At 36.9% G+C, this 15,792-nt stretch carries 10 protein-coding genes, 1 tRNA gene and 1 pseudogene; 9 read left to right on the forward strand and 3 right to left on the reverse strand.

Annotated elements, in window-relative coordinates:
- Positions 1 to 63: 63 nt before the first annotated feature.
- Both BQ5321_RS07735 and BQ5321_RS07740 read left to right on the forward strand, forming a co-directional pair.
- Positions 64 to 2,157 carry a BglG family transcription antiterminator gene (locus BQ5321_RS07735; RefSeq protein ID WP_071393949.1) on the forward strand — a complete coding sequence of 698 codons (2,094 nt, stop codon included), beginning with the start codon at positions 64 to 66 and terminating at the stop codon, positions 2,155 to 2,157.
- A gap of 8 nt (positions 2,158 to 2,165) precedes the next feature.
- Positions 2,166 to 3,320, forward strand: a complete 1,155-nt coding sequence (locus BQ5321_RS07740; RefSeq protein WP_071393950.1) for a mannitol-1-phosphate 5-dehydrogenase — start codon at positions 2,166 to 2,168, stop codon at positions 3,318 to 3,320.
- A 71-nt stretch (positions 3,321 to 3,391) separates the two neighbouring features.
- On the opposite strand, the gene BQ5321_RS07745 is transcribed toward BQ5321_RS07740, so the two are convergent.
- Positions 3,392 to 4,615 (reverse strand): MFS transporter, encoded by a 1,224-nt coding sequence (locus tag BQ5321_RS07745; protein WP_071393951.1) that lies wholly within the window; start codon positions 4,613 to 4,615, stop codon positions 3,392 to 3,394.
- A 730-nt stretch (positions 4,616 to 5,345) separates the two neighbouring features.
- On the opposite strand from BQ5321_RS07745, the gene BQ5321_RS07750 reads away from it, so the two are divergent.
- Entirely contained in the window at positions 5,346 to 6,710 is a 1,365-nt protein-coding gene (locus BQ5321_RS07750; protein ID WP_071393952.1) for an amino acid permease, read from the forward strand.
- Between the two features lie 73 nt (positions 6,711 to 6,783).
- Here BQ5321_RS07750 and BQ5321_RS07755 read toward each other — a convergent pair whose 3' ends face one another.
- Positions 6,784 to 7,437, reverse strand: coding sequence for a LytR/AlgR family response regulator transcription factor (locus BQ5321_RS07755; RefSeq protein WP_071393953.1), 654 nt, complete (start codon positions 7,435 to 7,437; stop codon positions 6,784 to 6,786).
- Positions 7,438 to 7,672: 235 nt separating this feature from the next.
- Here BQ5321_RS07755 and citZ point away from each other — a divergent pair, with 235 nt between their 5' ends.
- From citZ to BQ5321_RS07770, 3 genes are all read left to right on the forward strand, one after another.
- A complete protein-coding gene (gene citZ / locus BQ5321_RS07760; protein WP_071393954.1) occupies positions 7,673 to 8,812 on the forward strand; it encodes a citrate synthase in 1,140 nt (379 codons plus the stop codon).
- Between the two features lie 44 nt (positions 8,813 to 8,856).
- Entirely contained in the window at positions 8,857 to 9,468 is a 612-nt protein-coding gene (locus BQ5321_RS07765) for an acetate uptake transporter (protein WP_071393955.1), read from the forward strand.
- 207 nt (positions 9,469 to 9,675) lie between these two features.
- On the forward strand, positions 9,676 to 10,341 hold the full coding sequence (locus BQ5321_RS07770; protein ID WP_071393956.1) for an adenylate kinase: 666 nt from the start codon (positions 9,676 to 9,678) through the stop codon (positions 10,339 to 10,341).
- An 89-nt stretch (positions 10,342 to 10,430) separates the two neighbouring features.
- On the opposite strand, the gene BQ5321_RS07775 is transcribed toward BQ5321_RS07770, so the two are convergent.
- Positions 10,431 to 10,502 (reverse strand) — tRNA-Val (locus BQ5321_RS07775).
- A 300-nt stretch (positions 10,503 to 10,802) separates the two neighbouring features.
- Here BQ5321_RS07775 and BQ5321_RS07780 point away from each other — a divergent pair.
- The 3 genes and pseudogenes from BQ5321_RS07780 to BQ5321_RS07790 all read left to right on the forward strand — a co-directional run bounded on the left by BQ5321_RS07780 (position 10,803) and on the right by BQ5321_RS07790 (position 15,540).
- The gene (locus BQ5321_RS07780) at positions 10,803 to 12,092 is read left to right on the forward strand and encodes a Glu/Leu/Phe/Val family dehydrogenase (protein WP_071393957.1); all 1,290 of its coding nucleotides are present in this window, start codon (positions 10,803 to 10,805) and stop codon (positions 12,090 to 12,092) included.
- Positions 12,093 to 12,298: 206 nt separating this feature from the next.
- A pseudogene (locus BQ5321_RS07785) lies at positions 12,299 to 13,702 on the forward strand (sigma-54 interaction domain-containing protein); the annotation flags it as partial.
- Positions 13,703 to 14,115: 413 nt separating this feature from the next.
- Complete coding sequence (locus BQ5321_RS07790) at positions 14,116 to 15,540, forward strand: NAD-dependent succinate-semialdehyde dehydrogenase (protein WP_139187890.1); 1,425 nt, start codon at positions 14,116 to 14,118, stop codon at positions 15,538 to 15,540.
- The last annotated feature ends 252 nt before the right edge of the window (positions 15,541 to 15,792 follow it).

Consider the following 15,792-nt stretch of genomic DNA (forward strand, 5'->3'; position numbering starts at 1 on the left):
CTTTCTTATTCCTATTTATAGAATTATTTTATACATACGAATACTCGAAAAGAGCTGATGTCTATGCTGATAACAGCGAGAGAAAAGGCTATTTTAGAATTATTGATTAAAAAAAGCGGAAGGCATACGGCATTATCCTTTGCAAGCTATCTTCATGTAAGTGTTAGAACCATCCAAAGGGATTTAAAGAATATTGAGAAAATACTTGAATCCTTTGATTTACAGATGGAGAAAACAAGTGACAATGGGCTGTCGATTGTCGGATCCAATCAAAATATTTATCGACTGATTCAGAAGCTTACAAAAGTAAAGCCACAGGATCTTTCTTTAGAGGAGAGAAGACTGCTTTGCTTTGTGAAGATGATTGAATCCAAGGATCCGGTTAAATTAGCTTCATTGTCAAAGGATCTTGGTGTATCCATCACAACGCTAGGTACTGATTTAGATGAATTAGCGGAATGGCTTCAGGACTATGGGATTGAGCTTGATAGAAAAAGGGGTGTTGGAGTCGGATTAACAGGTGAGGAAGGAAAAATCCGTAAGGCACTGGTTAATTTTTATCTCATTTATTTTAATAACGAATTAATCGAAAGCTTAATTCTGCTTGCCAATGATCAAATTGAAAAGGACCGGATTCTTTATTACTTAAAAAAATCCTATCTAAAAGTAATTGATGAGGTTGTTTATGAAAAAATAAAACATCTTCATACTAAACTGGCTGACAGCGATTATATTACATTCTTAATTCATATTTGTATTTCTTTACAGAGGATTGAGATGGGATTTTGCCTTTCGAAATCTGAAATTGAGCTGGAAAATATACAGTCATCAGAAGAATTTCGATTTATAAAGGAAATTAGTAATGACTTTTTCCATCACTTCGCTATTCGATTGAGCGATATCGAAGCTGCTTTCCTTGTTATGGTATTACGGGGCTCAAAGGTCCATGAGGCAGAATACATCAATTATGATAGTGTGTTAATAGGCAGGTCCATAAAAAAGATTATTCAGCATGTATCAGAACAAATGAATAGTGATTTAACAGCCGATTTTTCTTTGTTTCAAGGGCTGCTGGCCCATATGGAACCCTCGATTTTCCGTCTAAGAAAAGGCTTAAGCTCGTTTAATCCACTAACCGATGAAATTAAAAAGAAGTATCCCTTGTTGTATTTAGCTGTAAGTAAAAGTGTTGCAAAGGAATTTAATACGATTAAGTTTACGGATGATGAACTTGCTTATATTGTGTTACATTTTGGTTCAGCATTAGAGTTACGAAAAGAAGAAGTGCAGATACGCGCCTTAATTGTTTGTCCGACAGGTATCGGTACATCAAAAATGCTGGCAAGCCGAATTAAAAAAGAAGTGCCGGAAATAACCGTAACAGATGTCGCTTCTATTAAGGAAATCCAGACAAGGGATGTTAGTCATTATGGGATTATTATTTCAACTGTTATCCTGCCTGTGCTCGAAAGCTTAGAATATGTCTTTGTCAATCCCTTGTTGTATGAAAAGGATATTGAAGCTATCTATGATTACATTGGTACTCATATTCCAAAAATCACAAGGCAGACCAACTATCATACTGAAATCAAAACATCTAAATTAAATAAACCAAAAGTAAAGCCATTAGCTGATTTCATGCAGGAAGTGGATGAGGTTCAAAATAGTATTCGTGAAATATTACGTAATTTATCTGTCTATCGCTCAAAAAACAATCCAGATTATAAGCAATTTCTCAAGGAAATGGTTACCCGCTGTTCGGAACAGAAGTTGGTTTCCGACCCAGCTGGAGTTTATCATCAATTGCTGGCAAGAGAGACGAAAGGGGGTTTAGGCATTCCCGACACCAATTTGGCATTATTTCACTGTCGACATGAAGGTGTTGAAGAAATAGCCTACCATATCGCTCATTTAGAGACACCGTTTCGGTTGTTAGGAATGGATGGTAAACAAATGGATATTCATAATATCCTGCTGCTTCTTGCCCCTGAGAAATTAAATCAACTTCAATTGGAAATTATAAGCATTGTTAGTTCCATAATTGTCGAAGATAAAAAAGCAATCATGATTTTTTCATCAGCAAATGAAAAAGTCATCCGTGCAAAGCTTGAAGATACTTTTTTTGATTATTTGCAAAATAAATTTGTAAAGGAATGAAATGATATATGAAAAAGGTAGTCCATTTTGGTGCAGGAAATATTGGTAGAGGTTTTATTGGAGCTTTATTTTCACAATCAGGCTATCATGTAACGTTTGTAGATATCGCTGATGAGATTATTTCTAGATTAAATGAAGAAAAAGCCTACAAAGTTAAAACAGCAGAGGATCAGCCAACCTTTACTGAAATTAAAAATGTATCAGGTTTAAATAATATGAAGCAGGAAGAAGAAGTCGTACAGGCTATTCAGGAGGCAACGTATATTACCACAGCGATTGGTCCCAATATACTTCCGCATATCGCTCCATTAATTGCAAAAGGCCTGCAGGCTAGACTGAATACTTCAAATGCAAAGGTGTATGTCATTGCCTGTGAAAATCAAATATCGGCTACAGACATATTAAAGGGTCATATTTTAAAAGCGTTGGATAATGATACAATGAAAAAAATGGAAGGCACGGTTAGCTTCTTTAATTCTGCTGTTGATCGAATTGTACCTATCCAGGACAATAAAAATTCACTTGATGTCCTAGTTGAGCCTTATTTTGAATGGGTTGTTGAAACAACAGACGATATTCCGGTAGTGGAAGGTATGACAAAAGTAGCTGATTTGGCACCATTTATTGAGCGTAAGCTTTTTACAGTTAATACAGGTCATGCTGTAACCGCCTATTTCGGATATTTAGACGGTAAAGAAACCATTGATCAAACATTAAATGACCCAGCTGTATATGAAAAGGTAAAAGCTACTATTGAGGAAACAGGTGCCTATTTAATCAAACGCTATGAATTAGATGAAGCAGAGCATCAAAAATATATTAAGAAAATTCTAGGTCGTTTCCAAAACCAGCACTTAAATGATGATGTAACGCGTGTCGGTCGCTCTCCGATTCGTAAGCTTGGTGCAGAAGATCGGTTAGTAAAACCGCTTGTAGAGGCAAAAAAATTAGGCTTGTCATATCAAAACCTAGCAAGTGCCATCGCAGCCTGCTTACTATTTGATATACAAGAGGACCCAGAATCAGTAAAACTGCAAGAAATGATTCAAGAACATGGTGTTCCTTACGTTTTAAAAGAAATCAGTCATTTAGCTGAGACAGATGAAGCAGTCAAAACGATTGTAGATAAATATGAGAGCTTTAAGGCAGAGTATCGGAAATAAATGTACAGCTTTCAGTAGTGTTCAATATTCCAATAAAAAGTCCTTCATCGTTTTGATGAAGGACTTTTGTTCTATGCATCAAATGATTGAGAATTCACTTGTGATGTGCTGTTTTTTTCCTTCGTTGAAAAAAGGAAGAAGGCCATCAATAGGCCGCATGCTAAGATACAGCCAAACACAATAAATGGTAGTGAGAGATTTCCGGTTTTTAATAACACTGTCGCCAAAAGGGGTCCGATACTGGCACCAATAAATAATATGAAGGTATATAGAGAAGTGGCGATACCTTTTTCGTTTCCGCTAAGTTGCCCCACTAAAGCAAGCATGGAAGGCACCACAACCGCTATTCCACAAACGAAGAGAATGCTCATTACAATCATCAGCCATAATTGCTGGATAAGCCCCATTAATAATAATCCAGTAATAGAGGAAACAAGTCCGCTGATCAATACTTTTCTCATTCCAAACCTTTGTACGAATCGACCAGTAAAAGGAGATAAAAGCATTCCGATGATTCCTGCAGCACGGACGTAAAAGATTTCTTGATCATTAAAGCTATAATGACTACTTAAGAAATTTCCTAAGGCAGTATACATCCCGACAAATGATAGTAAAATCATAATAGCAATGCTGTTGCAAAGGATAAGCTTTTTTTGTGTGAATGGAATTTTGAATTTTTTTATGACAGATAAAAAATCATGGTTGCCATGGTGTATTTCATCATTCGGTAAAATAATAATTAAGAGAATCGTCGTTATGAAATAAATAATGCTTAAAATAAGAAATACAGCATTCCAGTTGAAAGCTTGTTCAATACTAGAGCTGATTAGCTGTCCGACGATTCCAGCAATTAAAAAGCCTGAGCTGATAATTCCAATTGTGGTGACTCTTTTTGCTTGAGGATACATCATGCCAACGTATGTAAGGGCAACAGGTGAAAAGGTTGCGGCAGCTGCCCCTTGGAGGGCTCTTAGAACAAGCAGACTGCTGTAGCTATTCGATAATCCTACTAAAAACGTCACGAACGAAAAACAAACCAACCCAACAATCATCACGTTTTTCCGCCCGTATCGGTCTGAGAGGACTCCGACAAATAAACAGCCGGCTGCGAAAAAAATCGAAAATATGCTTCCTGCCCAAGCGGCCTGGCTAGCTGATAGGCTAAAGGTTGAAGCAAAAACAGGCAGCAGGGGGATGGTTACGTATAACGAACATAGAACGACTAAGCCAGTCCAAAAAAGGATAAAGGTAATTCGATTGATATTTTGTAAGTCCATTTCTTTCCTATTCTCCATTGCTGTTTTCCTTTCCAAGTATTATTTCTATTATGAATGAATTCATATAATTTGTAAAATTCAAAATTAAAAATAAATAATAAAGAATGATATGCTGTACAAAATGATTATTCATAGAAAGAGTTTTTTATTATTAGTTTAACTATCTAATTATTCGTTAAAGTATGAAATTTCCTTATTACTACTTATTAGATGCATGTACTTGTAGTAAAATATTACTAGGGAGAGTATAAATTCATTTCTTATAGTGATTGGGAGCAAGAAAGATATAAAATAAATAAAGATTTCTGGGGAGTGAATCAGCTATGAGATTTTATCCACAATATCTGCTAATACTGTTCGCATGTATTGGAATAATCGGTTTATATAGCGGAGATGTTACGCTTATACTTTCAAGTATATTAATCTTTATTATCATGATTCTTTTGTTACTAGAGCGGAGAGAGAAAAGGAAAGTAAAGTTTACAAATCTATCATAATAACAGTCTATGTTCCCAGTCCTTTTTATAAAAAGCTAGAGACTGTTTTTGAAAACAATCCTGTGGTTGTTTTTTTTGTTCAAGGGATTATAAAAATTTGACACCTTTTTATAATATGATATATTAATATAGTAAAATACTTTAACGCACAAAAGCTAAAAAGCTAAAAAGCTAAAAAGCTAGAAAGCGTTCAACTGAAAAAGATACTATATTATTAACTAAATCGACTTATAAAAAGTAGGTGTGACAGCATGAGTGAGAATCAGCAAAATTTACAACGAGGCTTACTACCAAGACATGTTCAATTTATAGCATTAGCAGGTATGATCGGGACAGGAATCTTTAAAGGAAGCTCAGATACATTGAATATGGCCGGTCCGAGTGTAGTTGTGGCTTATCTAATCGGGGGGCTCTTACTGTTCATTGTGATGGCAGCTTTAGGAGAAATGGCAATGGTTTATCCAAATGACAATGTCCAAAGCCTAATCAATAAAGCTTTTGGCTTTCAGTCATCTTTTCTTGTTGGCTGGCTGTATTGGATTAACTGGTTAATTGTCACAACGGTTGAATTATTAGCCGCAGGTAGCTTTTTGCAGTACTGGTTTCCATCCATCCCACTATGGATCTTAAGCGTACTCTGTGCAACCTTTATTGTTGGTATTAATCTATTCCAAGTCAAACATTATGGGGAAATGGAGTTTTGGTTTGCGAGTATAAAAATCATCACTTTAACGGCCTTTATTATTCTAGGAGCATTGATTTTATTTAATATACTTCCAAACACAACGAATGCTGCTTTTTCTAATTACACTGCTCACGGTGGCTTTTTCCCAAATGGACTTGGAGGGATGCTGAGTGCATTTCTAGTCGTCATGTTCTCCTATGGGGGGGCAGAGTTAATTGGTGTAGCTGTAACTGAAACAAAAGATAGTGAAAAAGTCATTCCGAAAATCATTAAAGGAACCGTTGCAAGGGTTATATTATTCTATGTATTGCCTATTTTAGTGATTTGTGGAATCATTCCTTGGAATGCAGTGAGTTCAGTAGATAGTCCGTTTGTGCAAGTATTCAGTTTATCAGGCCTTCCAGGTGCATCACACGTCATGAATTTCGTTCTTTTAACGGCTGTTTTATCAGCGGCAAACTCAGGAATCTATGCAACATCCAGAACATTATTTTCGATGGCGCAAAATGGAGAAGCACCAAGGTTATTTTCCTTTATTACTAAAAAAGGAATCCCGTTAAATGGTATTTTTTTAACAACAGTTTTTATATTAGTTGGTGTATTTTTAGCCTATCTAACTCCTGATCAAGTCATTAGCTATTTAATGTCAATACCTGGTTTTACTGTATTACTGCTATGGCTAAGTATTTGTTTGGCTCAATTAAAGCTACGTAAACAATATACTAAGGTTCCGGCATTTAAAGTAAAATGGTTCCCATACACAACGATTTTTGCTGCAATATCTTTAATAGGGATTTTTATTGCTTTTATATTTAATCCCCAAAATATTATTGGTACAATCGTATGTCTGTCAGTATTAACCGTCTTAATCATTCTTTCTTTTGTAGTGAAAAAGGAAAAGCAGCAGAAGCGTGTTACATCTGTAGCATGATCAAAATTTTAGAGAAGCCCAAAAAATCATGGGCTTCTCTTTTTAATTACTTGTAAAAAATTAGTTGTATTCGTTAAAACTCCAAAATCCTACGTACGGTTGTCACATAGGTCTGGCTAACGGTCAATTCAGGGCAGTTTGGAATCTTTAATTTCATGATTAAGTTAGAGGATACGTCTCGATAAAGCTGCTGTATAAATGAGATATTCACGATATAGGATCGATGAATACGAAGGAATGTATTCGGAAGCCGCTGCTCGAGAACTCTTAACGTTTGAATGGTACTATACTGACCGTCTGTTGTATAAAACCAAGTTTTCTTTTGGTTGCTTTCGATATATGCTATTTGATCGATAGGAATTGGATTCCAAATTTCCCCTTGCTTTCCCGTAATAAAGGTATAGGATGACTGTTTATGATTTAATGCATACAAGGGGGGGAGAATCACAGTTAATGCACCAATAAAACCGTTATCTTCTTCTATTGGATATCCAATACCGTAATAAGGGATACCAAATACGGATTCATTTACTAACGATTCAATACGACTTCGTTGTTGAAAAACACGTTCACTAATACTGCCTTGTGGAATTGGTTGTCCAGGGCGGATGCGAATATCATGTATGCCAGACTGATAATCTAAATATTGTTTACTATCTGCAAAGGCAATCGAGGCTTCTGGAGGAACCCAATCTTTAATGAATTTGTAAATATTAACATTACTCATTTTGCAGAATTTTCTCCCTTTTTGTAATATTAGTTAAATTATAACTTAATCTTGGTTTCATATCCATATAATTCCTTTCATCTTAAAATAAAACGTTTTATCCAAATTTTCAGACAAATTTATACCTGTGTTATATAATCAAAAACAAGTTAAGCTTGTATTGTATAGCAGATGTTTTTTCCTGAACAATTGTGTGACAGCAAATAAAGGAAAATTAAATGAAAGAGGGGATTATATGGTAAAAGCAAAGGGTTTAGAGGGAGTCGTTGCAACCACATCTTCTGTAAGTTCCATTATTAATGATGTATTAACCTATCGGGGATACAATGTTGATGACCTTACAGATTACGCTCAATTTGAAGAAGTCATTTACCTGCTTTGGTTCAATAAACTTCCTACCTCTCAGCAGCTAGCTGAATTTAAAAGTGAACTATTTGAAAACGCTTTCCTTCCGATTGAAATATTAGATACAATTGAGAAACTTTCTAAAGAAAACACCCATCCAATGACAATCTTAATGAATTGTGTATCAGCACTTGCCATCTATGATGAAGAGACAAATCAAATGTCAGAAGGAGCTAACTATCGCAAGGCACTGCGCTTGCAAGGGAAATTAGCTTCTATTGTGGCTGCATATTCTCGTATCAGCGAAGGAAAGCAGCCGCTTATGCCGAAAGAAAATGTAAGCTTTGCCGCTAACTTTTTATATATGTTGAATGGTGAAGTTCCAGATAAAGTCTCAGAAAGTGCCTTTAATAAAGCACTTATTCTCCATGCTGACCATGAATTAAATGCATCAACCTTTACAGCTCGTGTGTGTGTTGCTACCCTTTCTGATATGTATTCTGGAGTGACTGCTGCACTTGGTGCGTTAAAGGGTCCATTACACGGTGGAGCAAATGAGCGCGTAATGAAAATGCTCGCCGAAATTAAAGATATTACTGAGGTTGAAGCATACTTACATAACGCTTTTGAAAATAAAGAAAAGATTATGGGCTTTGGTCATCGTGTTTACCAGACGGGTGATCCTCGTGCAAAGCATTTGCGGGAAATGTCGAAGCAATTAGCTGGGGTAACAGGAGAAGAAAAGTGGTATTACATGTCACTTGCTATTGAAAAAATTGTTACAGAGGAAAAGGGATTGCTTCCCAATGTGGATTTCTATTCAGCTTCTGTCTATCACAGTCTTGGTATTCAGCATGATCTCTTTACACCGATTTTTGCTGTCAGCCGCGTCTCTGGATGGATTGCCCACATCCTAGAACAATATGAGAATAACCGTTTAATTCGACCTCGTGCCGAATATACAGGACTTAAAAATCAATTATTTTTACCTATTCATGAGCGTGATGAATCGATGGACGTTATTGCCTAAGGTTATTCACTAACTATTAAATTTATGGTGAGGAGAAAAAGACGATGAGCGAAAAAAAGATTTCCATTGCAGATCCAGGTCCATTAGGATTAGCGGCATTTGCCTTAACGACATTTGTATTAAGCTGTAAGAATGCAGGGCTTCTTCCAGCCTCCGTTGGCGATGTGTTTTTACCGTTAGCATTATTTTATGGAGGTTTGGCACAGCTGTTGGCAGGTATGTGGGAATTTAAAAAGGACAATACATTTGGCGCTACAGCCTTTACATCTTACGGTGCCTTCTGGATTTCCTTGGCTTCCATGGTTTACTTTGAGTTAACCGGAGTATTGCATTTTGGTGCAGATATGAATATTGCTTTAGGTATCTTTTTAGTTGCCTGGACCATTTTTACCTTCTATATGTGGATTGGTACTTTCCGTATTAACCCAGCTTTAAATCTTGTGTTTACATTATTATTTATCACTTTTATTCTTTTGGATTTAACTGAGTTTGGAATTATTTCTGGACCAATGGCAGGATACTTTGGATTGGCTACGGCTTTTGCTGCTTGGTATGCATCTGCTGCGGGTATCTTAAATCCATTATTTGAAAAAGATATTCTTCCAATTGGATCATTCAAAAAGAAACAACTAGAACGTTTTGGGAAAAGTGCATAATTTTATAAATGTAAATAATAAATAATATAAATAAATCGATACAGCCTTATTCACTCTACCAAATTGAATAAAGCTCTATCAACTTTATTAGATGGCCTTTGATATATGCATGTCTGTAATGATTCATTAGGATGATTACAGGTTCGTGTATATCAAAGGCCATTTGCCCACCAATACAGATTAAAGGACAAAAGGGAGAGATCATAAGTGAATTTATTGTTAATGGGACTACCGGGTGCAGGTAAAGGAACACAAGCAGAACAAATTATTGAAAAGTATGATATTCCGCATATTTCAACGGGAGATATGTTTCGTGCAGCCATAAAGGAGGGCACACAGTTAGGAAAAAAGGCAAAGGAGTATATGGATGCAGGTGAACTTGTTCCAGATGAAGTAACAATTGGCATTGTTCGAGAGCGTTTAAGTAAAGAGGATTGTACAAAAGGCTTCCTCTTAGATGGTTTTCCTAGAACAACAGCTCAAGCGGAGGTACTTGATCAAATTCTGTCTGAAACAGGTAAAAGTATTGATCATGTATTAAATATTAATGTTGCTCCTGAAGAGCTGATGGCCAGGTTAACGGGGCGAAGAATTTGTCGTGATTGTGGATCTACCTATCACTTAATTTTTAATCCGACGAAGGCTGAAGGGGAATGTGATAAGTGCAGCGGTGAGCTGTATCAGCGAGCTGATGACAATGAAGAAACAGTTGGTACAAGATTAAAAGTCAATATTGATCAGCAGCAACCACTTTTAGATTACTATAGAGAAAAGGGAAATTTACGGGATTTTGAAGGGTCAAAGCCGATAGATAAGGTATTTCAGGATATTGAGGTTATTCTAAATCAAGCTACATACTCTTCAAAGGGATAAAAAATGAGATAAAAGAGTTAATCTATTCAGATTAGCTCTTTTTTAATAATAATAAAAGAAAAACACTTTCAAATGAAAGTGTTTTTTGATGATCCGAGAGGGATTCGAACCCCCGACCCCATCCCTGTCAAGGATGTATTCTCCCACTGAACTATCGGATCTTGCTAATATATAGTTTGTATCGACATCTATAAATATAGGGCAAATTTGCATGTTTGTCAATATTAAATTAGTTGAGTTTTATTTTATTCAGCAGTGATAGTAATTAAAGTTGGATTTCACTGCGTTTTTATCCGTAAAAGAACAGATTATGCATTTATGCATAACTTAGTCAAATTTTCATAGTGTAGCTGATAAATATTCCTCTGTATCCTATTTCATCAGAAGTCAGCTCGAATAAAATGTTGGCACAGTATTTGCATAGTGTTTTTATATAAAATAATAATATCGAGGTGTTTATAGTGGCTATTAAATCAGTTCATGTAAAACAATCGGATGTCATAAAAGAGAAAGATAATTCGCTTTTGGAGTTTCAAGAAACACTGCAGGAAGCGGTGCAAATTATGAATTATCCACCTCAGGTGTACGAGTTAATTAAAAAGCCAATGAGGTTCTTAGAAGTGAGCATTCCGGTTCGCATGGACAATGGGGAAGTGCAGATTTTCCAAGGCTATCGGGCGCAACACAATGATGCGAAGGGGCCGACAAAGGGAGGCATTCGCTTTCATCCAGATGTGACGCCAGAGGAAGTGAAAGCGCTCGCTGGTTGGATGAGCTTAAAATGTGGTGTCACAAATCTTCCTTATGGCGGGGCCAAAGGAGGTATTGTTTGTGACCCTCGAACAATGAGCTTAGGTGAATTAGAAAGATTGAGCAGGGGATATGTTCGAGCTGTCAGCCAATTAGTTGGACCGACAAAGGATATTCCTGCCCCAGATATGTATACAAATTCGCAGATTATGGCCTGGATGCTGGATGAATATGATCATATCCGTGAATTCGATTCCCCTGGTTTTATCACGGGTAAGCCCGTTGCATTAGGCGGTTCCAAGGGGAGAGAAACGGCAACCTCGAAAGGCGTTTTCTATACGCTGCAAATGGTATGTGATATGAAAAAGCTGTCCTTAAAGGACACGAAGGTAATTATCCAGGGGTTTGGAAATGTAGGGAGCTATTTGGCGCAGTATTTATATGAGCTTGGTGCAAAGATTGTAGGAATTGGTGATGCTTTAGGTGGTCTATACGACGAAAACGGATTGGATATTCCGTATTTGCTTGATAATAGAGACTCCTTTGGAATTGTATCGAATCATTTTTCAACCTCGATCACAAACCATGAGCTGTTAGAAAAACCTTGTGATGTATTAATCCCTGCCGCGATTTCAGGCGTGATAAATAAGCATAATGCAGATAAAATAAAGTGCCAGATTGTGATTGAAGCTGCTAACGGTCCGACGACAAAGGAGGCAATTCAAACTCTTGATGACCGTGGAATTCTGCTGGTTCCTGATATACTTGCAAACTCTGGGGGAGTTGTAGTGTCTTATTTCGAGTGGTGTCAAAATAACCAGGGATATTATTGGACAGAAGAAACCGTTGATGAACGCTTGCAGGAAAAAATGAAAGAAAGCTTTATAAATGTTGTCTCCACAGCTAAAAAGTATCATGTCAACTTTAAAATTGCCGCATATATAGAAGGAATCGAAAAGATTGCGGAAGCCTCAAGATTAAGAGGCTGGCTGAATTACTAATGATACATCTCTGCAAAAGGTAGGAAAGGATATTCTTTTCTACCTTTTAAATTTTTAAAATTCTAAATAAAGTGATAATATCTTCTTAAGAGATAAAGGGAGATGGAATCATGGTTTCTAACACGAACGAAAAAGTAAATCAGAACAACGTTATGAATACAGCTGAAGATGGTTTCTCTCAACTGTTAAATCAACCGAAGATAAATGAAATTCAATATATTAAGGAATTAAATACGGATTTAAATGCAATTCTCTCTAGTATTTATGATGAAATACTGGTTGTGAATGCAAAAGGAGAATTAATTCGCTACAGCGAAAAGGTAATAGAGAATTTTTGGCAGGTTGAATTAAAAGAGTTAATCGGAAAAAATATCATGGAGCTTGTCGATAAGGGGTATTTTACACCATCAGTATCAAGATTGGTTATGGAAAAGCAAAAGAAGGTTTCAGTTGTTCAGGAAACAAGTACGGGAAGAAAGATACTCGCTGTTGGAAATCCAATCTTTAATGACAACAATGAATTAGAGCGGATTGTCATTGCCTCAAGGGATATTACCGAAACATCCCGCTTAAAGAATGAGTTACAGGAAATTCGAGAAAAATCTGAACTCTATAAAAGGGAATTACTGCAGTTTAAAATGAAGGATCAATTGTCAAAAAAATTGATTTTTAGTAGTCCAAAAATGGAAAAGATTATTCATCAAGTAAAGAAAATCGCTGATTTCTCTTCAACCGTTCTTCTTAACGGAGAATCAGGTGTTGGGAAAGAGGTCATTGCAGAGGCTATTCACCAATTTGGTCGAAGAGCGGACAAACCCTTTCTTAAGCTTAATTGTGGAGCAATTCCGGAAAATTTATTGGAAAGTGAATTGTTTGGTTATGTAAAGGGATCCTTTACTGGCGCAGATAGGAATGGGAAAGAAGGCTACTTTAAACAAGCAAATGGTGGGATTTTGTTTCTTGATGAAATTGGTGAAATGCCAATGCATTTACAAGTGAAGCTTCTCAGAGTTCTTCAAGAGCAGGAGGTTATTCCAATCGGGAGTACAAAACCGATTAATATTGATGTCCAAATCATCGCAGCAACTAATAAGAAGCTTGAAAAGCTAGTGGAGGAAGGTCACTTTCGTGAGGATTTATTTTATCGCTTGAATGTCATTCCGATAAAAATTCCTCCATTACGGGAAAGAGTGGAGGACATATCACTGCTGGCCTTTCATTTCCTCCAGCAGCTGAATGAAAAATACGACCGTCAGTATCAGTTAACCCCTGATGCTGTAAATATGCTTGAATGCTATTCTTGGCCAGGAAATGTTAGGGAGCTGCAGAACATTATTGAGAGATTAGTTGTATCAGCTGAACAATCAGCGATTGATGCTGAATTTGTTAGCCAATTTCTATCATTAGGATATGAGCGAAAAAAAATGAAGCCTGTTGTAACAAGAGTCATGCCTTTACAGGATGCCATTGAGGCTGTGGAGGAGCAATTGATTGTCATGGCAATGAACCAATATAAAACAACCACAAAAGCAGCTAAAGCATTAGGAATAAGCCAGTCCTCTGTTAGCAGAAAGTATCAAAAAATTGTAAGTGGTAATTCGTATTTATAAAGCACTGTTTCAAGAGGTATGATCTGAAACATCTTTACTGTGATTCAAAGATAAATAGATATATGCATTGGTGAATAGAATTTATTAAAGAATAAAAGAAAAATTGGATTTACTATTGGCATGAAATTTGCAAAGAATATGATAAACGCAAATGAAAAGCGCTATGATTAGGTTTAACTTCATTCAGCAGAAGTCCTCCACTTCTACAAGTGGGGGATGAATGCAAATGGTTCTTCGATATAGTGGGGGTTCAAACTCCGGCTGAATGAAGTTAAGCCTCCGGCGGATGTCACGGATTTTTTAAAGGTAGTTTATCGAGCGAGCTCAGGTAATCCGGACGCAAATTCGACGGGCGAATTTGATAGGGGGCGAACGTAAACATGGAGAGTATCAAAAAATATGAGATTTACCCAATGTATATTGATGGACAATGGGTTGGTAATGAGTATGAGCTATTTACAGAAGTGGCAAATCCTGCAACAAGGGAAGTAATCGGTGCGGTGCCTACTGGCGGAGCACTAGAAGCAAAACAAGCGGTGGATGCCGCTTATGTGGCCTTTAAGAACTGGTCAAAAAAGACCGCTGAAGAACGCTATCGAATCCTGATGAAATGGTATCAATTAATAGAAGTAAACAAGAATGAAATAGCGAGAATTATGACAACAGAGCAGGGAAAACCATTACATGAAGCATTGGGAGAAGTACAATATGCAAACAGCTTTATTTCCTGGTATGCCGAAGAAGGAAAGCGTATTTACGGGGAAACGATTCCAGCTTCACATCCGAATAAAAGAATTATTGTGCGCAAAGAACCAGTTGGCGTTGTGGCAGCCATTACACCATGGAATTTTCCAGCAGCGATGATTACAAGAAAAGTGGCTCCAGCTCTCGCAGCAGGTTGTACATGTGTCGTCAAGCCTGCCAATCAAACACCATTAACCGCTCTAAAATTAGCAGAGCTTGCTCATGAAGCGGGAATTCCAAGAGGTGTAATCAACGTGATTACAGGTAAATCAGCAGAGATAGGTGATGTTTGGCTGAAGGATGCACGGGTGACAAAAATAACTTTCACTGGTTCAACAGAGGTTGGCAAAACATTGATGCGTGGTGCGGCCAATCATGTGAAAAAGGTCAGCTTGGAGCTAGGCGGAAATGCGCCATTTATTGTTATGGACGATGCGAATTTAGATAAAGCGGCTGAAGGCTTAATTCAGTCTAAGTTTCGTAATGCGGGCCAGACCTGTATTTGCACCAATCGCATTTATGTACAAGAAGCAGTTGCAGAGGAATTCATTCGGATTTTCCAGGAAAGATTAGAAAAACTAAAGGTTGGTAATGGGCTAGCAGAGGGGACTACTATTGGGCCATTAATTGATCGTGCAGCATTTGATAAAGTAACAGGTTTAGTAAATGACGTGGTTGATAAAGGTGGAAAGATTGCATACTCAGGGAAGAAGCCTATAGATGAAGAAGGTTTTTATCATGAACCAATGATATTAACCGGTATTAATGAGGATATGGAATGTATGCAGGATGAAATTTTTGGTCCGTTGGCTCCGATTGCAACGTTTAAAACAGAAGAGGAAGTAATAGAAAGGGCTAATAATTCCCGCTATGGATTAGCTGCCTATATTTTCACAGAAAACCTTAGCCGAGCTTTTCGCATGAGCGAAGAGATTGAGTATGGAATCGTTGGCTTGAATGATGGTCTCCCATCAACGGCTCAAGCACCGTTTGGAGGCTTTAAAGAAAGCGGTCTTGGCAGAGAGGGCGGACATTTCGGAATTGAAGAGTTTTTAGAAATAAAATATATTTCAATTGCTTTAAGTGAAGGGTAAGAAGAGAAGAGGCATGTTTGTTGATAGACTATCACAGACATGCTTTTTTTATTGACATCTATTCTGAAAATTGAAATAATTGGAAGCGCTAGTACTTATTCGAAACTGAATAGCTTATGCATTTTTGAAAAGTCGAAAAACGGTCCTTTTATCAAAATGATAGAGAAATAATATTATGAAGGTAATAATGGCATGAAACTTGCTAGTTAAATTAGTGTAATCAAATATAAGCCATTAAGGCAAACCTATATT

It is taken from the genome of Bacillus tuaregi, from assembly GCF_900104575.1.
In the GTDB taxonomy this organism is placed as follows: domain Bacteria; phylum Bacillota; class Bacilli; order Bacillales; family Cytobacillaceae; genus Bacillus_BD; species Bacillus_BD tuaregi.

What these genes read in the sequence shown, in the direction of transcription:
- BQ5321_RS07735 (WP_071393949.1), top strand. Translation starts at nt 64, where the DNA reads ATGCTGATAACAGCGAGAGAAAAGGCTATTTTAGAATTATTGATTAAA.
- BQ5321_RS07740 (WP_071393950.1), top strand. Translation starts at nt 2,166, where the DNA reads ATGAAAAAGGTAGTCCATTTTGGTGCAGGAAATATTGGTAGAGGTTTT.
- BQ5321_RS07745 (WP_071393951.1), bottom strand. Translation starts at nt 4,615, where the DNA reads ATGGAGAATAGGAAAGAAATGGACTTACAAAATATCAATCGAATTACC.
- BQ5321_RS07750 (WP_071393952.1), top strand. Translation starts at nt 5,346, where the DNA reads ATGAGTGAGAATCAGCAAAATTTACAACGAGGCTTACTACCAAGACAT.
- BQ5321_RS07755 (WP_071393953.1), bottom strand. Translation starts at nt 7,437, where the DNA reads ATGAGTAATGTTAATATTTACAAATTCATTAAAGATTGGGTTCCTCCA.
- citZ (WP_071393954.1), top strand. Translation starts at nt 7,673, where the DNA reads ATGGTAAAAGCAAAGGGTTTAGAGGGAGTCGTTGCAACCACATCTTCT.
- BQ5321_RS07765 (WP_071393955.1), top strand. Translation starts at nt 8,857, where the DNA reads ATGAGCGAAAAAAAGATTTCCATTGCAGATCCAGGTCCATTAGGATTA.
- BQ5321_RS07790 (WP_139187890.1), top strand. Translation starts at nt 14,116, where the DNA reads ATGTATATTGATGGACAATGGGTTGGTAATGAGTATGAGCTATTTACA.